We start from the raw sequence: 15,690 nt of genomic DNA on the forward strand, positions 1-15,690 counted from the left end.
GTGACGACGCGAATCGCGGAGTCGCGGATCGAGGAGTACTGGGACTGGATCGCCGTTGCACTCTTTCTCCTCCTCGCGGTCGACCTGCTGACGACGCTCGCGGCCGCGCGCCTCGTCGGGACCGGCGCCGAGAGCAACCCGCTGATGCGGTGGCTGCTCGGGCGGAGCGTCCTCGTCGTGATCGGCGCCCACCTCGCCGTCGTGGTGCTCGTCACCGGCTGTTTCCGCCTGCTCGTCGAGCGTCTGCGGCGGACGCCGTCGCCCGCGAACCAGTATTTCGCGCTCGCCATCGAGGCGTGGCTGGGCGTCCTCGTCGCCGTCGGGCTCGGCGTCTTCGCCAACAACCTCAGCGTGATCGTCCTCGGCGGCAGCCTGCTGTGATACGGTGTAGTGTGAGTCATTACAACCGGTAACCAGTTACACTACTCCGTACGAGCCGAGCTTTTTATCCGGGGACGCCGCCAGCGTGGGGATAATGGGCGAGACGTGGCGGGCGGTGTTCGGCCACGACGAGCCGTACCCCGAACAGGCCGACGGCATCGAGACGGCCATCGAGACGGCCGACCGGGGCGGGTTCGCGGTGATCGAAGGCGCCTGCGGCACCGGCAAGACGATGCTCGCGCTGACCGCGGGCATCGACCGCGTGCGCGACCCCGACTCCGACTTCGAGCGGGTGGTCGTGCTCACGAGCGTCAAACAGCAACTCCGACAGTTCGAGGCGGACGTGCGCACGATCAACGAGAACCTTCCCGACGACTGGCGGCCCGTCTCGGCGCTGACGCTCGTCGGCAAGGCCGACGTGTGTCCGTACAGCCGGGAGCGAGTGGGACGGATCGACGAGTCGACCGTCTACGACCGCTGTGAGGGGCTCCGCGAGCGGACGCGCAACCTGACCGGGAGCGAAGGACCGACGACGGCGGCGACGCTGGCGTCGGAGGCCCGACAGGCTCAGACCGGCCTCCTCGACTCGGACGGCACCGCGTCGGCGACGCCGGACTACCTCGAAACTGCGGGCGAACCGACGCCCTACCTTCCCGACACTGCCGAGTACGGCGACACCGAATACTGCCCCTTCTACGCGCAGTATCTCGACGATTTGCCCGAGGACGGCGACCCCGTCGAGGCCGTCCCCTTCGACTTCGCGGACGCCGGCCTCCTCGACACCGAGGACCTCGTCGGCCTCGCGGCGGGCCACGGCACCTGCCCGCACTCGATGCTCGGGGCGTTGCTCCCCCACGTCGAAGTCGTGATCGGCAACTACTACCACGCGTTCGACCCGCGGACGGTCGACTCCTTCACCGGCGCCCTCCTCGACGATTCGACCTTCGTGGTCTGTGACGAGGCGCACATGCTCGAACCGCGGGTGCGCGACCTGGTGAGCGACGGGGTGGCCGACGCCACCCTGCGGGACGCCGAGTCGGAACTGACTCGGGTGATCCAGCCGGTCGAGTTCGACAGCGAGGCGTCGGAGACGCCTCGGGCAGCCGGCGAAACCGGCGACAGCGAGGGATCGAAGATCCCTCGGGCAGCCGGCGAAACCGGCGACGACGCGGAGCGGCGTTCCACCGGAACGGACTCGCAGGACGCCGCCCTCGTTCGCGGCGAACTGGAGGAGACGGACGTGAGTCTCGCGGAACTGAAAGAGACGCGGGCGTTCGTCCGCGACTTGCGCGAAGAACTCGACCGCCGGGTGCGCGCCCACCTCGACCGGGAGCATCCGGCGTGGCGGACGGCGATGGACGACCTGCCGGACGACGAAATCCCCCTCCGCGACCCGGAGACGCCGGAACCCGACCGGCTAACGGAGTGGGCCGAGGGCGCGTACGGCGACGACGTGTGGGTGCGCGCCGAGACGGTCGGCGCCGTCGTCGCGCGGGCGTTGAACGAACTGGAGGAGGAGGACCGCGAGCGTGCCGCCCCCACCGCAGGCCGGGTGCTGGGCGCGTGGTACCGCGCGGACCACGGTCGGTACTTCCGGTCGATCGATCTCTCGCGGACGTGGAACGAGGCCGAACCCCCCGATTCGTGGCGCCGCGCCTACAACGCGCGGCTGTCGCTACACAACTGCGTCCCCGGCGACGCCATCGCGGACCGCCTGGGCGACTTCGGCGGCGGCGTGTTGATGTCGGCGACGCTCGAACCGCTGTCGGTGTTCCGGACCGTCACGGGACTGGACGACCTGGAGGCCGACGGCCGACCGGTCGTCGAGCGGACGTACGGTCTCTCCTTCCCCGCCGAGAACCGCGCGAGTTTCGCCGTCGACGCGCCGGCCTTCACCCACGAGAACCGCGGGTCGCCGGGGTCGGAGAGCGACACCAGGCGGATGTACGTCGACGCCGTCGCCGAGGTGGCGAGTCGGGAGGGGAACGTCCTGGTCGGGATGCCGAACTACGCCGAGGCGGAGTGGATGGCCGGCGAGTTGGAGGCCCGTCTCGACACGCCAGTGCTGCTCGACGAGTCGAGCGACGACGGGGCGACGGAGGCGTTGAAGTCGGACTTCTTCGCCGGCGGGTCGAAGACGCTCGTCACCAGCCTCCGGGGGACGCTCACGGAGGGCGTCGACTACCGGGGTGACCGCCTGCACGCGGCGGTGGTCTGTGGGGTCCCCCTCGTCGATACGACGCTGCCGCGAACGCGGGCGGTCGTGACGGCGTACGACCGCGCGTTCGGGAGCGACGGGCGCGGCGGCCGAAGCGGGTTCGAGACCGCGCTGACGGTGCCGGCGGTCAGGAAGGCCCGGCAGGCGGTCGGGCGGGTGATCCGCGGGCCCGACGAGCGCGGGGTCCGCGTGTTCGTCGACACCCGCTACGCTCGCGACCGGTGGAACGGCGTGCGGGAGTATTTCCCCGAGTGGGAGCGCGAGGAGTTCCAGCCCGTCAGCCCGGATATGCTGTCGCTGGGGCTGGAGCGGTTCGGCGGATAGTTATCGGGGCCGCCGCCCGCTCCAGTCCTCGCGACACTCGCCGTCACAGAAGTGAAGATGCTCGACGGCCCCCTCGTCGACCCACGAGACGACCCGATGGTTCGGTTCCTGCATGATCTTCTTCCCACACGTATGACACGTCGGTGCGGTGCTCTCGTCGACGTCCTCCCCAATATCGGATGTGGGGTCGATCATCTTTCCAGTCAGTAACGGGGAGCCCATCTTAAATCCCGCTAACTCGGCCGGCACGGGAGTCACCCGCCGGGATGGGGGCAGCGCAGCGTCGTCCGGCTGCCGGGGTCGGTGATCGTCCGCTCGCGGCCGTCGGGCCAGCGGACCGTGACCTCGTGGGGCGTCGCCGTCCCGAGACCGAAGTGGGCGACGGGCTCCATCTGACAGAGGTAGCCGCTCCCGGGGTCGACGAGGCGGCTCTGTCGCCCGTCGCCGGTCGTCAGGTCGACCCGGGCACCGCGGGCGGGCGCCCCGTCGGGGGTGAGCGGGCGGACTCGGAGCCAGTCGCCGTCGTTGGGGGCGGTAAACAGGGAGAGCGGTTGCGCCTCGGCCTCGCCGTGGACGACGAGGAGTTCGAGCGTCCCGTCGCCGTCGAGGTCGGCGACGGCGGCGCCGGTGCCCATGCCCTCGGGTTCGAGGGCGTCGCCGACGCCCGTCTGGACCCACTCGCCGTCGTATTCGAGCAGGCGGTTGGGGGCGCCGAGACAGTTGACGAACAGTTCCTGCCGGCCGTCGTTGTCGAAGTCGGCGGCGACGACGGTGCGGACGCGCGCCGGGCGGGCGAGGGCGGGCGGGGCGGTGTCCACGAATCCGTCGCCGTCGTGAGCGAAGAGTCGATTCTCGCCGTTCCAGTTGCCACAGACGATGTCGGGGGTCGCCGCGCCGTCGGGGGCGACGAGCGCCGCCCCGCGGGCGTTCTCCTCGGCGTCGGCGACGCCGCACTCCCGGGCCACGTCGACGAACGTGCCGCCGACGTTCCGGAGCAGGAGGTTCGGCCCCCGTTCGGCGCCGACGAACACGTCCGTCCGCTCCGAGAGGATGGGACCGGCGGCAATCGACCGCCCGCCGGTCACCACGTCGAGGCCCACCGCGTCCGCGAGGTCGGTGATGCCGCCGTCGTCGCCCACCTCGTAGAAGCGGGCGGGGGCGCCGTAGCCGGTGACGAACATCCCGTACCGACCGGTTCCGAGGCGGTCGATGGCGGCGACCGAGCGGCCGACGTGGTAGTTCTCGCGCCCGCGATTCACCGGATCGGCGAAGAGGTCGCGCCACGTCCCCTCGCCGGTCGGATCGAGGAGGAGGTCCGCCTCCGCGGAGGTGCCGCCGAAGGCGGCGACGTTGTGGACGTACACCTCCTCGCGACCGTCGGCGTCGAGGTCGGCGGCGGCGACGCCGATGGCGTGGCGCGCCTCGTCCGCGAGGACGCCACAGGCCACGTCGGCGACCGACCCGTCCGCCCAGCCGAGGACGCGGTTGGCGTTGCCGAAGCCCGCGACGAACACCCGTGGCCCGTCGGGACCGGTCGTGACGGCCGCGCCGTACCCTCGAAACGGGGGGTTGTCGGCGAGGTGTCCCGAGCGGTCCTCGAACATACTCACCCCAGACGATGCGGAGTTAAGAGTCGCACGCTCCTCGCCGGGGCGGCGGGCCCTCCCGGGCGAGCCGTCTCAGTCCTCGTACGCGTCCGAGAGGGTGCGCTGGACCGCCTCCTCGCCCACCGCGGCGGCGAGGTGTTCGAACCCCTGTCGCACCCGTCGGTCGCCCGCGTTGGCGACGAGGCGGGAGACGATGAACTCCGGCGTCGACTTGCCGACGGTGCCGAAGCGGGGCTGGTAGTCCACCCGGAGCGCCAACTCCGGCGTCAGCCCCTCGGCGAAGATGCCGTCGATCCGTGCGGCCGGAGGCAGCGGGCTCAGATCGTCCGCGAGGTGGGTGACGTACACCCCGAGGGCGCCGCGGTCGACGGTCAGATCCACCAAGCCGTTCAACAGGTCCGCGGCGCGGCCGGGTTCGGTGATCGCCTCGAACTCGTCGACCAGCATCAGCGTCCGGCCGTCGTCGGTCAGGGGCGGGACGATTGACTTCAGCGTCGACTCCAGCACCCCCGCATTGAAGCTCGCGTGCCGGCGGTGGAAGACGATGGCGTCGAACGCCCCCACGGCGGCGCGGTCGGCGGGGACGGGCAGCCCCATCGCCGCCAGCAGCGCGACCGAACAGCACGTCTCCAGCAGGGTCGTCTTCCCGCCGCTGTTCGCCCCCGTCAACACGGCCACGCGGTCGCCCGTCGGCGGCGACAGGTCGTGGTCGCCGACCGCGTAGTCCACGGGGTCCGGATCGTCGAGAAAGAGGTTTCGCGCGCCCTCGACGGCGAGGCCGTCGCCCCCCAGCGCCGGCCGCGTGAGGTCGTGGGCCGCCGCGAACCGCGCGAGCGACAGATCGAGGGCCACGTCGTCGACGGCGGCGACCGCCCGGTCCACGTCCTCGCGAGCGTCGGCGATGGACGCGCGGAGGCCGTCCTCGACCTCGCGCTCCCGGTCCGCGACCCGGCGTTCCAGGTCGTCGACCAGCGCCCGGAGCGCCGTGCTCACGAAGTCGGCGGCGTCGTGGGCCTCGTCGGGCGCCACCTCCTCGATTGCCGAACGCGAGAGCCGCGTCTCGCGGTCCACGTAGTCGGCGAAGGCCCGGCGGAAATCTTCCAGATCACGGACGCCCGTCTCCCGGATCCGCTCTAGCACGTCGAACGCGGAGTTCTCCAGGTCGCGCGCGTCGTCGAGGCGGCCGCGCAGGTCGTCGAGGCGGTCGTCCGCGCCCGCGGCCACGCCGTCGGCGGTGACGTACTGCAGGGCGTCGGCCGCCTCCCGGACCGCGTCGGGGTCGATGTCGCCGAGGGCGTCGAACGTCGCCCCGTCGAGTCCGGCGTCCCGGAGCGCGAGGACGGCGTCGACGGCGGCGCGTTCGGTGCCGGCCGCCGAGTCGTAGGCGTCGAAGGCGTCCACGACCGCCGCCCGACCTGCGTCGTCGAGACCGGTCCACGCCTCGCGCGCGGCGTCGACGGCGTCCAGTCGGTCGACCACGGCGTCGGGATTCGAGAGCGGCGTCAGGACGCGAATCCGGTCGGCGGCGTGGCGAGTGAGCGCGTACTCGCTCGCCAGCGCCAGCAGGTCGTCGTACACCTCGCGGGTGTCGCGGGTGGCCAGCGCGTCCATCCCCGCCTCGTCGTTGGCGCGGCGGAGGATACGCGTCGCCCGCCCCCGCGTGATCCCCGCATCGGTCAGTGCGCGCACGTCCGCGGATTCGATGGCCTCGACGGCAGCCTCCTCGCCCAGCGCCTCTCGGAGGCGCTCGCTCGTCTTCGGCCCCACGCCCCAGTAATCCTCCAGTCGCATACCGGAGGCAGTCGGGCGGGGCGTATAGTGGTTGCCTCCGAGGTGGCGCCGGACGGTCGGTCATCGGGCGGGCCGAAGTCGAACGTGCGTCGAGCGCCGTCGGCCCGTTCGGGCGCCGACGGTAGCCGTGCGGCGCGCGGTCCGACGGGCTATCCCGAGACGTCTTCCGGAGGGGATAAATCCCGCCCGAACTCGTCGAACTCGTCGAACGACTCGGGGAACTCCGTCGGGAGCCGTCGGCGCTCGCGGTTGTCCGGAAGCGGTCCCAGGTCGTTGGCGACCGGCTCCCACCCCGGTTTGACTTTGACGCTCTTTGCCGGCGACCCGGCGACGATGTGGTGGGCCGGCGCATCACCCAGCGTCGTCGCCCCCGCTCCGACCATCGCGTTCCGTCCGATCCGACAGCCGGCGCTGATCATCGAGCCGTACCCGAGTCGAACGTCGTCCTCGAGGATCGTCTCGTAGGTCGTTACGTCCGTCTGATCGACGGTGTCGTGGTCGTGGGTGTGGACGTGGCTTCGGTCCGCGATGGAGACCCGATCACCGACCGAGAGCCGTCCACGGTCGTCGAGGAGGACGTCGTTGTGGACGACGACGTTGTCGCCCATGACGATATTGTGACCGCACTGGATCTTGATTCCGCCGAACAGGCGAAGTCCGTCGCCGGCTTCGGCGAACAGGTGGTTCGCGAGGGTCTGTCGAAAGGGAATCGCGAACGCGAGGTTGTTCGACAGGGGCGACAGATCGAACCCCTGCCAGAGATACCGGAGGCACTTCGCCTCCTGCAGCGCCGAGAGCTTCTGTTCCGCCCAGTGTTCGGTTTCGACGAGTGCGTTCCGTGGGTCGTAGCTTCGAACTCGAGCGCCGGTTATCGGTGGGAGCGACTCCCCGTTTCGATACCGTTGGTACGCGTCCCAGTCGCCGAACAGGTCGGCGAGTAACTCCGCGACGGTGGGAGCGAGGGGCTCCTCCGTGAGCCGCGTATGGATATGCTCGATGGTTTCATCGATCGTCGCCTGTGCCTCCGGTGGGATGTCGACGTGGCGTTTCGTCATAGTGTGTCCGGACTGATCGGTGGCTTCCGTCGTGAGCCGGGCAGTGGATTACGATGAGTGTACGGTAGTCGTACGAATCTGCATCCACATGACTCGTATATGCGGTTAGAAGCTGTTAAGTGTGGATCTTAGAGCACATTTTGCAAAACAGTTGTAAATCGGTTCTCCCACGCACCGGGCCCGGAGCAGGTGAGCGCTCGCCTCGCCGCCGCCGTACGGTACGGCCGACCGACCGAGTGGGCGTCCCGACAACGACACGCCTTTTCAGCCGCACGCGCAACAGCCACACATGGACGCGAAGCGGGAACTGACGAGCGTCGACCTCGCCGCTCTCGTCACCGAACTCAACCGGTACGAGGGCGCGAAAGTCGACAAGGCCTACCTCTACGACGACGACCTCCTCCGGTTTCGGATGCGGGACTTCGACCGCGGCCGCGTCGAACTCATGATCGAGGTGGGCGACGTGAAACGCGCTCACGTCGCCGACCCGGACCACGTCGCGGACGCGCCGGGGCGCCCGCCGAACTTCGCGATGATGCTCCGGAACCGCCTGAGCGGCGCCGACTTCGCCGGCGTCGAGCAGTACGAGTTCGACCGCATCCTCGTCTTCGAGTTCGAACGCGACGACGCGGACACCCGCATCGTCGCCGAACTGTTCGGCCCGGGAAACGTCGCGGTGTTGGACGAAAGTGGGGACGTGGTCCGGAGTCTGGAGACCGTACGGTTGAAATCGCGGACGGTCGCGCCAGGGTCGCAGTACGGCTTCCCCGAGTCGCGCATCCACCCACTGAAGATGGGGTACGACGCCTTCGTCCGGCGGATGGAGGAGTCGGATACGGACGTGGTTCGGACGCTCGCGACCCAACTCAACTTCGGCGGCCTCTACGGCGAGGAACTCTGTTCGCGGGCGGGCGTCGAGAAGACCCTCGACATCGCCGACGCGGACGACGACGTCTACCACGCCCTCTACGACGCCATCGACCGTCTGGCCGAGCGGCTCCGCGAGGGCGACGTCGACCCCCGCATCTACCTCGACGACGACCGCGTCGTCGACGTGACCCCCTTCCCGCTGGAGGAACGCGAGGGACTCGACGCGGAGGTTTACGACTCCTTCAACGCCGCCGTCGACGACTACTTCCACCGCCTCGAACGCGAACCCGAGGAGGAGACGTCGACCGGACGGGAACGGCCGGATTTCGAGGCCGAAATCGCGAAACAGGAGCGCATCATCGAACAGCAGGAGGGTGCCATCGAGGGGTTCGAGGAGGAGGCCGAGGCGGAGCGCGAACGCGCCGAGGCGCTCTACGCCGACTACGACCTCGTCGACGAAATCATCTCGACGGTGCGTTCGGCCCGCGAGGAGGGGCACGGCTGGGACGACATCGAGGCGACCCTCGCCGAGGGCGCCGAACGCGGTATCCCGGCCGCGGAAGCGGTGGTCGACGTGAACCCGAAGGAAGGGACGGTGACGGTCGACCTCGACGGGACACGCGTTCCCGTCGACCCCTCGATGGGCGTCGAGAAGAACGCCGACCAGCGTTACCAGGAGGCGAAACGCGTCGAGGGGAAGAAGGAAGGGGCGCTGGCGGCCATCGAGAACACCCGCGACGAACTCGAAGCCGTCAAGCGCCGCCGCGAGGAGTGGGAGGCCGACGACGGGGACGACGAGGAGGACGTAGACGAGGAGCCACGGGACCGGGACTGGCTCTCGATGGCGTCGGTGCCGATCAAGCAGCCGGAACACTGGTACGAGGAGTTCCGGTGGTTCCACACGAGCGACGGCTTCCTCGTCGTCGGCGGTCGGAACGCCGACGAGAACGAGGCGCTGGTCAAGAAGTACATGGAGGGCAACGACCGCTTCTTCCACGCACAGGCCCACGGCGGCCCGGTGACGATTCTGAAGGCGACGGGGCCGAGCGAGAAGGCGAGGGACGTGGACTTCCCCCAGTCGTCGCTCGACGAAGCGGCGCAGTTTGCCGTCTCGTACTCCTCGGTCTGGAAGGACGGCCGGTTCGCGGGCGACGCGTACATGGTCGACCCGGACCAGGTGTCGAAGACGCCCGAGAGCGGCGAGTACATCGAGAAAGGCGGGTTCGTCATCCGCGGAGACCGCACCTACTTCCGCGACGTGTCCGCGAGCGTCGCCGTCGGCATCCAGTGTGAACCCGAGACGCGGGTGATCGGTGGGCCGCCGTCGGCGGTCGAACCGCAGGCGGCGACGACGCTCCGCCTCGAACCCGGCAAGTACGCCCAGAACGACGCGGCGAAGCTGTGTTATCGCCGGTTCAAGGAGCGCTTCACCGACGAGTCGTTCGTCCGGAAGATCGCCAGCCCGGACCGGATTCAGGAGTTCCTGCCACCGGGTGGGAGCGACATCGTGGACGAGTAGGCGAGAGAATGTCAGCCTACGTATCTTTAATAGCCGAGCCGACGTCGTAGTACCGAGCAAACTGGATCGGCCCGTTGGGCTCGAACTACCATGATCACCGAATCCCTCACCTACCTTCGCGAGAGCGACGGGTGGGTCAAGACGGTCGTAGTCGGCGGACTGTTGACGCTTCTCGGCTTCCTCGTGGTGCCGACGGTACTCGTCGCGGGCTATCTGGTCCGCGTACTGCGCGGAACGATGCACGGCGACGAGACGGCGCCGCAGTTCGACGACTGGGGGAACCTGGCGGGCGACGGCCTTCGAGCGTTCGCCATCGCCCTCGTGTACGGGCTGGTGCCCGCCGTTCTGGTCGCCGTGACGGCCGGTCTCGCGGCCGCCGTCGCGGGTCCCGGGCCCCGGTCCGGACTCGTCGTCGGCGCGGTGAGCCTCGTCGGCGGCCTCCTCGCGCTCGCACTCGGCCTGCTGGCGGCGTACATCATCCCGGCGGCCGTCGCCAACTACGCCGAACAGGGGTCGATCCGGTCGGGCTTCGCCGTCGATGACCTCCGTCCCGTCCTCACCTCGGGGACGTACGCGACGGCGTGGGTGACCGGCTTCGCGATCATCCTCGGCGCGGGTCTCGTGGCCGCCGTCCTCAACGTCGTCCCTCTCCTCGGGACGGTCGTCGGCGCGTTCGTGAGCTTCTACGCCATCACCGCGGCGTACTACGTCGTGGGCCACGCGTGGGGCGACTGCCGCGGCCTCGAACTCCACGACGGCGAGGGCGAGATGGGTGCGGAGCGGCCGGCGGTCTAAGTCCCGACGGGCCGATCGGATTTTTTCGCGGGTCGAATGACAAGGCATGAGTCCCCGGACCGCGACCCTCCGATATGCGAATTCAGAGCCGTGGTCGCGGCGAGGAGGGACGCACCCGGCTGACGGTCGTCCCCGAGAACGTCGACGACCTCTGGCACCTGTCCTACGTCCTCGAACCCGGTGACGACGTGGAGGGGGATACGAGTCGCCGCATCCAGCGCGACGACGACCAGATGCGCGACACCGGCGGCGAGCGCGAACACATCCACGTCACGCTGGAGGTGGAGGACGTGGAGTTCGCCCGCTTCGCCAACCGCCTCCGCGTGAGCGGCGTCATCGTCGGCTGTTCCCGCGAGGACCAGTTGGGCCACCACCACACGCTGAACGTCGAGGAACACGACGAGCTGACGATAGCAAAACACTTCAAACCGGACCAGATGGAGCGCATCGAGGAGGCCGAGGCCGCGGCCGAGAATCCGGAGGTGGCCATCGCGACGGTGGAGGAAGGCGAGGCCCACGTCCACACCGTCGCCCAGTACGGCACCGAGGAGTACGCCTCCCTCACCCGCCCGACGGGGAAGGGTGAGTACGCCCGCCCGCGTTCGGAACTGTTCGCCGAACTCGGCGAGGCACTGTCCCACCTCGACGCGGACGCGGTGATCCTCGCGGGGCCGGGCTTTACGAAACAGGACGCGCTGGACCATCTGCAGGAGAACTTCCCCGACGTCGCGGCGAAGACGACCACGGTGGACACCTCGGGCGTCGGCGACCGGGGAGTCCACGAGGTGCTGAAGCGGGGCGCCCTCGAAGACGTACAGACGGAGACACGCATCGCCCGCGAGGCGGAACTCATCGACGAGTTGACCGAGGAGATGGCGACGGGCGCGAAGGCGACGTACGGCCCCGAGGCGGTGGCCGAGGCGGCCGAGTTCGGCGCGGTCGAAACCCTGCTCGTCCTCGACGACCGACTCCGAGAGGAGCGACAGGGACGTGGCGAGTGGGACGTCGACGCCGACGAGGTCATCACGTCCGTCGAGCGACAGGGCGGCGACGTGGTGGTGTTCTCCGGCGAGTTCGAACCGGGGCAGCGCCTGAAGAATCTGGGTGGCATCGCGGCGCTGCTGCGCTACCGGCTCGAATGATGCGCCGCACGCGACTCGTCGGTCAGGCCTTTCTCGCGCTCGCCTGTCTGCTCTTTCTGGGGAGCGCGGCCGGGATGGTGGGCGGGTTCATCTCTCTCGCCGAGTCGGTGCCGTACGTGGGCGCGGCGCTGTGCTGTCTGGTCGGCGGCGGCGTCCTCTCGCGGTCTGGGGAGTAGGCGACTACTCCCGCCCGGTCAGCGCGTCGCTCGCGGGGGCGAAGTCGATGGACTGGCCCAGTCCCGCCTCGCGCGCCTTCTCGTAGACCAGGGCGGCGCCCGCCGTCGTCTCGATGCCCGTCCCGCCGCTGTCGAAGACGGTTATCTCGTCGGGGTCCGTGCGGCCGTCGGCGTCGCCGGCGACCACCTCGCCGAGTTCGGCGTGGCAGTGATCGGCCTCGATGGCGTCGGACTCGACGGCGTGCATGTAGGCGCCGGCGTCTTGCTCCAGTCGGCCACGCAGGTCGACCACGTACGTCGACCGCGCGACCGTGGTGTCGTCGAGTTCGCGTTTCTCGGGGTGGTACTGCCCCATCGCGGTGACGTGCGCGCCGGGTTCGAGCAGGTCGCCGTCGAAGACCGGTTCCGGGGAGTTCGTGGCGGTGATCACCACGTCGGCGCCCTCGACGGCCGCGGCGCTGGAGGAGACGGCGGCGACGCTCGCGTCGAGGACGCGGTCCATCTCCCCCGCGAACGACTCGCGGCTCGATTTGGTGGGCGAGTAGACCCACACCGTCTCCACGTCGCGGACGGCGTCGACGGCGCGAAGCTGGCCGCGGGCCTGCGCGCCCGACCCGAAGACGGCGACGGCCGAGGCGTCGGGGCGGGCGAGGGCGTCGACGCCGACGGCGCCCGCGGCGCCCGTCTTGAAGGGGTTCATGCTCGCACCGTCGACGAGCGCGAGGGGTTCTCCGGAGTCAGCGTCGAACAGCGGCGTGACGAACCACGCGTCGCCCGCGCCGAAGCCCGCCGAGTACATGTACCCGCCCATGACCCCGGTGTCGGGGAGGACGGCGGCGTAGGAGGTAAAGAGGCCCGGCGGGGCGTCGTTGTAGAGGGCGGTCCGGGGTTCGGCGGGCGCGCCCTCGCCGCGCTGTCGGTAGCCCTCGCGCACGGCGTCGACGTACTCCGCGGGCGTCGCGAGGCCGGCGACGTCGTCGCTCGAAAGGAACAGGGTGTCGGTCATACGCTCACTGTGAGCGGCGGATAGTTATAGTGTGGCCCGCCTCGCGGGTCGGTCAGGGCCGGTCGTCGAACTCCGGTCGCTGGGAGTCGCGCTCGAGGGGGGCGGCCCGGCGTCGCCGGTCGGAGCGATAGAGGCGCAGAATCTCCTCGAGGAGGATGGCGTGTCGGTCGCCGGCGGCGTACTGGTGGTCGATGAAGTCCTCGGCGTCGTTGAACTTGCCACGGAGCGCGAGTTTCCGGACGAACGACACCGACTCCAGAAACGGGGGACCGTCCTCCCGTTCCTCGGTGCCCAGCGTTCGCTCGCGCTCCGGCATCACCTCGGCTTTGATCTCGCGGTAGTCGATGGTCTCCGGTTCGTAGTCGTCGAGCACCTGATTCAGGACGTAGTCCGTGGAGAACCGGTAGAACTCGGACTTGCTCTCGAAGCGTCCGTCCTCGACCAGCGCTTCGATTTCGCCGACGACGGACTCGGGAAACCGAACGGTGCTCTTCACCATGCCCTATGACGACTGCCTGAAGGATATTATACCTTTGTCAGACGTTTCTTTCGGAAGCGTCATCGCGAAATCGGCACGCATACGGATCATTGTACCTGTCTACCGGCGGTTCGCCGACCGTTCTGGCGAACGACCGGTACTGACGTACAAGAAACCGGATCAGTCTGCGTTGATCGGCTGATGGTCGGTCGACGGGGTGGACGACCGAACCGGCGTCTCGTCGGTCGGACCGGTGACCGGTCCGTTGACGAAGAGGGCGTGACCGACGGCGAGGCTCGCGGCGGCCGCACCGACGGGGATGGCGACGAGGAGGTCGACGCCGGCCGCGCCCAGAACGGTCGTGATGCCGACGAGAGCGACGGGGACGAACGCGAGGACGTAGTCGTAGTAGTCTGGCATGCGTACCACTCGCACGATAATTTTTTCGGAGGCCATATAATTCTTTCCCGTAGGCACGACAAACGTCTTTCAATGCATCCCAAAAACCATCTTATAAGTTTTGTATCGCCGGCCGTGGGCCAGTCCGCCACGTAAGATAATTATATTTCAAGTTCGTAGTAAAAGGAATTAAATTTACTCGCGTCGTGGGATTAGACATGAACGGTAACGATCGGTCGATCACCGGACTCGTCATGCTCGCCCACGGGATGGTCCACACCTACGAGCTGTCTATCCCGATTTTCGTGTCCATCTGGCTGGCCGAGTTCGACTCCCTGCAGCTCGCGGGGCTGGAGATCGGCGTCACGCAGGCGACGCTCGGGGTCGTCGTCACCGCGGGCTACGCGCTGTTCGGCCTCGGCGCACTCCCCGGCGGCATCGTCGTCGACCGGATCGGCTCGCGTCGGCTCATCGCCGCCTGTCTGTTCGGGATGGCCGGGTCCTTCCTCCTGCTCGGTGCGGCTCCGAACCTCCTCGTGGTGACGCTCGCGCTCCTCGCGTGGGGCGCGGCGGCCAGCGTCTACCACCCCGCCGGGCTGACGCTCATCAGCAAGGGCGTCACGGAGCGGGGCACCGGCTTCGCGTACCACGGCATCGCCGGCAATCTCGGCATCGGTCTCGGCCCGCTGGTCACCGCGACCCTCCTCCTCGTCATGGACTGGACGACGGTGGCGCTGGTACTCGCGGTGCCCGCCGCCGTCGCCGGGCTGTACGCCCTCCGCGCCGAGTTCGACGAGACGGCCGGAACCGATGACGTCGCCACCGACGGCGGCGACTCCCGTGCGGGAACCGGCGTCGACTCGTTCGGCGAGTTCCTCACGGCGTCCCGGCAGCTCTTCGTCGGCGCCTTCGCCATCGTCTTCGTCGTCGTCATCGCCAACGGTCTCTTCTACCGCGGGGTGTTGACCTTCCTCCCGGACCTGCTGGAGGGCCTCCCCGGCTTCGAACCCATCGCGCTCTCGGCCGTCGCCCCCGGCCTCGACGGCGGCGGCCGGACGATCAATCCCGAGCGCTACTTCTACGCCGGCCTCCTCCTCGTCGGCGTCGCCGGCCAGTACGTCGGCGGGAAACTCACCGACCGCCTGCCGCCGGAGTACGGCATCGCCGCCGTCTTCGGCGTCCTCGCCGTCCTCGCGCTCGCCTTCCTCCCCGTCGCCGCGCTCGGCATCGCCCCCCTACTCGTCTTCGGCGCGCTGTTCGGCGTGACGCTGTTTACCGCCCAGCCGCTCTACCAGGCGGCCGTCGCCGACCACACGCCCGCCGGGACGCGCGGGCTCTCCTACGGCTACACCTACCTCGGCGGTTTCGGCGTCGGGGCGCTCGGCGGCGGCCTCGCGGGCGCCATCCTCACCTACGGCGACGCGGGCGCCCTCTTCGCGACGCTCGCGGGCATCGCGCTGGTCGCGTCGGCGTTCGCGCTCCTGTTGATCCGCCGGGAACGACGGAGCGCTACCGGAGCTTGAAAAAGAGCGTCCGCCAGAGCGCGAGGCCCACGAATCCGACGCCGAGCGAGATGAGGACGAACGACAGCTGGACGCCGCCGCGAACGAACGGAGTCGCCCGGAGTCCCAGCGCGATGGCGTCGGCGAGGAGCCACGACCGGAGCGCGAGCGGGACGGCCGCCTTCGCCGACTCCGCAGCGCCGGGAGAGTAGGCGCCGAGCAACGGGGCTGCGATCACCCACCCGATCACGAACGGGGCGATGGTGCCCGCGAGGTAGCCGGGGTTCGACGCGACGAACGCGAGGCCGTTGTGGTGGATCGTCCCCCAACTGAACAGCAGGGCGACGACGAACAGATCACCGATCGCCAGTGGCGCCGCTCGGCCGTCGAGACGACGGTCGAAGAAGTTCGCGACTGCGTTTGCCAT

The 15,690-nt window shown here is 69.3% G+C and carries 15 protein-coding genes; 7 read left to right on the plus strand and 8 right to left on the minus strand.

Annotation, left to right across the window (positions count from 1 at the left end; genetic code table 11):
• Together DU484_RS15870 and DU484_RS15875 are read left to right on the plus strand one after the other, a co-directional pair.
• Positions 1-381 carry a DUF5658 family protein gene (locus DU484_RS15870; RefSeq protein ID WP_114586907.1) on the plus strand — a complete coding sequence of 127 codons (381 nt, stop codon included), beginning with the start codon at positions 1-3 and terminating at the stop codon, positions 379-381.
• 94 nt (positions 382-475) lie between these two features.
• Positions 476-2,923: an ATP-dependent DNA helicase gene (locus DU484_RS15875; RefSeq protein ID WP_114606412.1), complete on the plus strand. Its 2,448-nt coding sequence runs from the start codon at positions 476-478 to the stop codon at positions 2,921-2,923.
• On the opposite strand, the gene DU484_RS15880 is transcribed toward DU484_RS15875, so the two are convergent.
• From DU484_RS15880 to DU484_RS15895, 4 genes are all read right to left on the minus strand, one after another.
• Positions 2,924-3,118 carry a DUF7576 family protein gene (locus tag DU484_RS15880; RefSeq protein ID WP_114586909.1) on the minus strand — a complete coding sequence of 65 codons (195 nt, stop codon included), beginning with the start codon at positions 3,116-3,118 and terminating at the stop codon, positions 2,924-2,926.
• A 59-nt stretch (positions 3,119-3,177) separates the two neighbouring features.
• On the minus strand, positions 3,178-4,527 hold the full coding sequence (locus DU484_RS15885) for a CRTAC1 family protein (RefSeq protein ID WP_114586910.1): 1,350 nt from the start codon (positions 4,525-4,527) through the stop codon (positions 3,178-3,180).
• A 75-nt stretch (positions 4,528-4,602) separates the two neighbouring features.
• Positions 4,603-6,321 (minus strand): helix-hairpin-helix domain-containing protein, encoded by a 1,719-nt coding sequence (locus tag DU484_RS15890; protein ID WP_114606413.1) that lies wholly within the window; start codon positions 6,319-6,321, stop codon positions 4,603-4,605.
• A gap of 149 nt (positions 6,322-6,470) precedes the next feature.
• On the minus strand, positions 6,471-7,376 hold the full coding sequence (locus DU484_RS15895; RefSeq protein ID WP_114586912.1) for an acyltransferase: 906 nt from the start codon (positions 7,374-7,376) through the stop codon (positions 6,471-6,473).
• A gap of 289 nt (positions 7,377-7,665) precedes the next feature.
• Here DU484_RS15895 and rqcH point away from each other — a divergent pair, with 289 nt between their 5' ends.
• From rqcH to DU484_RS19635, 4 genes are all read left to right on the plus strand, one after another.
• A complete protein-coding gene (gene rqcH, locus DU484_RS15900) occupies positions 7,666-9,765 on the plus strand; it encodes a ribosome rescue protein RqcH (protein ID WP_114586913.1) in 2,100 nt (699 codons plus the stop codon).
• A 90-nt stretch (positions 9,766-9,855) separates the two neighbouring features.
• The gene (locus tag DU484_RS15905) at positions 9,856-10,560 is read left to right on the plus strand and encodes a DUF4013 domain-containing protein (protein ID WP_114606414.1); all 705 of its coding nucleotides are present in this window, start codon (positions 9,856-9,858) and stop codon (positions 10,558-10,560) included.
• Positions 10,561-10,634: 74 nt separating this feature from the next.
• On the plus strand, positions 10,635-11,702 hold the full coding sequence (locus DU484_RS15910; RefSeq protein WP_114606415.1) for an mRNA surveillance protein pelota: 1,068 nt from the start codon (positions 10,635-10,637) through the stop codon (positions 11,700-11,702).
• Complete coding sequence (locus DU484_RS19635; RefSeq protein ID WP_157969380.1) at positions 11,702-11,878, plus strand: hypothetical protein; 177 nt, start codon at positions 11,702-11,704, stop codon at positions 11,876-11,878. The genes DU484_RS15910 and DU484_RS19635 overlap by 1 nt, the downstream gene beginning before the upstream one ends.
• 4 nt (positions 11,879-11,882) lie before the next feature.
• On the opposite strand, the gene DU484_RS15915 is transcribed toward DU484_RS19635, so the two are convergent.
• The 3 genes from DU484_RS15915 to DU484_RS15925 all read right to left on the minus strand — a co-directional run bounded on the left by DU484_RS15915 (position 11,883) and on the right by DU484_RS15925 (position 13,782).
• Complete coding sequence (locus DU484_RS15915; protein ID WP_114586917.1) at positions 11,883-12,884, minus strand: ornithine cyclodeaminase family protein; 1,002 nt, start codon at positions 12,882-12,884, stop codon at positions 11,883-11,885.
• A gap of 52 nt (positions 12,885-12,936) precedes the next feature.
• A complete protein-coding gene (locus DU484_RS15920; RefSeq protein ID WP_114586918.1) occupies positions 12,937-13,383 on the minus strand; it encodes a hypothetical protein in 447 nt (148 codons plus the stop codon).
• Between the two features lie 159 nt (positions 13,384-13,542).
• Positions 13,543-13,782 carry a hypothetical protein gene (locus DU484_RS15925; RefSeq protein WP_114586919.1) on the minus strand — a complete coding sequence of 80 codons (240 nt, stop codon included), beginning with the start codon at positions 13,780-13,782 and terminating at the stop codon, positions 13,543-13,545.
• Between the two features lie 197 nt (positions 13,783-13,979).
• On the opposite strand from DU484_RS15925, the gene DU484_RS15930 reads away from it, so the two are divergent.
• Positions 13,980-15,284 carry an MFS transporter gene (locus DU484_RS15930; RefSeq protein WP_114586920.1) on the plus strand — a complete coding sequence of 435 codons (1,305 nt, stop codon included), beginning with the start codon at positions 13,980-13,982 and terminating at the stop codon, positions 15,282-15,284.
• On the opposite strand, the gene DU484_RS15935 is transcribed toward DU484_RS15930, so the two are convergent.
• Complete coding sequence (locus DU484_RS15935; RefSeq protein WP_114586921.1) at positions 15,271-15,690, minus strand: DUF3054 domain-containing protein; 420 nt, start codon at positions 15,688-15,690, stop codon at positions 15,271-15,273. The genes DU484_RS15930 and DU484_RS15935 overlap by 14 nt on opposite strands.

Origin of the sequence: Haloplanus rubicundus (assembly GCF_003342675.1) — an archaeon.
GTDB lineage: Archaea > Halobacteriota > Halobacteria > Halobacteriales > Haloferacaceae > Haloplanus > Haloplanus rubicundus.

Bases quoted from the DNA above. Each gene is read 5' to 3' on its own strand.
- DU484_RS15875 (WP_114606412.1), top strand. From the start codon at position 476: ATGGGCGAGACGTGGCGGGCGGTGTTCGGCCACGACGAGCCGTACCCC.
- DU484_RS15880 (WP_114586909.1), bottom strand. From the start codon at position 3,118: ATGATCGACCCCACATCCGATATTGGGGAGGACGTCGACGAGAGCACC.
- DU484_RS15885 (WP_114586910.1), bottom strand. From the start codon at position 4,527: ATGTTCGAGGACCGCTCGGGACACCTCGCCGACAACCCCCCGTTTCGA.
- DU484_RS15890 (WP_114606413.1), bottom strand. From the start codon at position 6,321: ATGCGACTGGAGGATTACTGGGGCGTGGGGCCGAAGACGAGCGAGCGC.
- DU484_RS15895 (WP_114586912.1), bottom strand. From the start codon at position 7,376: ATGACGAAACGCCACGTCGACATCCCACCGGAGGCACAGGCGACGATC.
- rqcH (WP_114586913.1), top strand. From the start codon at position 7,666: ATGGACGCGAAGCGGGAACTGACGAGCGTCGACCTCGCCGCTCTCGTC.
- DU484_RS15905 (WP_114606414.1), top strand. From the start codon at position 9,856: ATGATCACCGAATCCCTCACCTACCTTCGCGAGAGCGACGGGTGGGTC.
- DU484_RS15910 (WP_114606415.1), top strand. From the start codon at position 10,635: ATGCGAATTCAGAGCCGTGGTCGCGGCGAGGAGGGACGCACCCGGCTG.
- DU484_RS19635 (WP_157969380.1), top strand. From the start codon at position 11,702: ATGCGCCGCACGCGACTCGTCGGTCAGGCCTTTCTCGCGCTCGCCTGT.
- DU484_RS15915 (WP_114586917.1), bottom strand. From the start codon at position 12,884: ATGACCGACACCCTGTTCCTTTCGAGCGACGACGTCGCCGGCCTCGCG.
- DU484_RS15920 (WP_114586918.1), bottom strand. From the start codon at position 13,383: ATGGTGAAGAGCACCGTTCGGTTTCCCGAGTCCGTCGTCGGCGAAATC.
- DU484_RS15925 (WP_114586919.1), bottom strand. From the start codon at position 13,782: ATGCCAGACTACTACGACTACGTCCTCGCGTTCGTCCCCGTCGCTCTC.
- DU484_RS15930 (WP_114586920.1), top strand. From the start codon at position 13,980: ATGAACGGTAACGATCGGTCGATCACCGGACTCGTCATGCTCGCCCAC.
- DU484_RS15935 (WP_114586921.1), bottom strand. From the start codon at position 15,690: ATGGCAAACGCAGTCGCGAACTTCTTCGACCGTCGTCTCGACGGCCGA.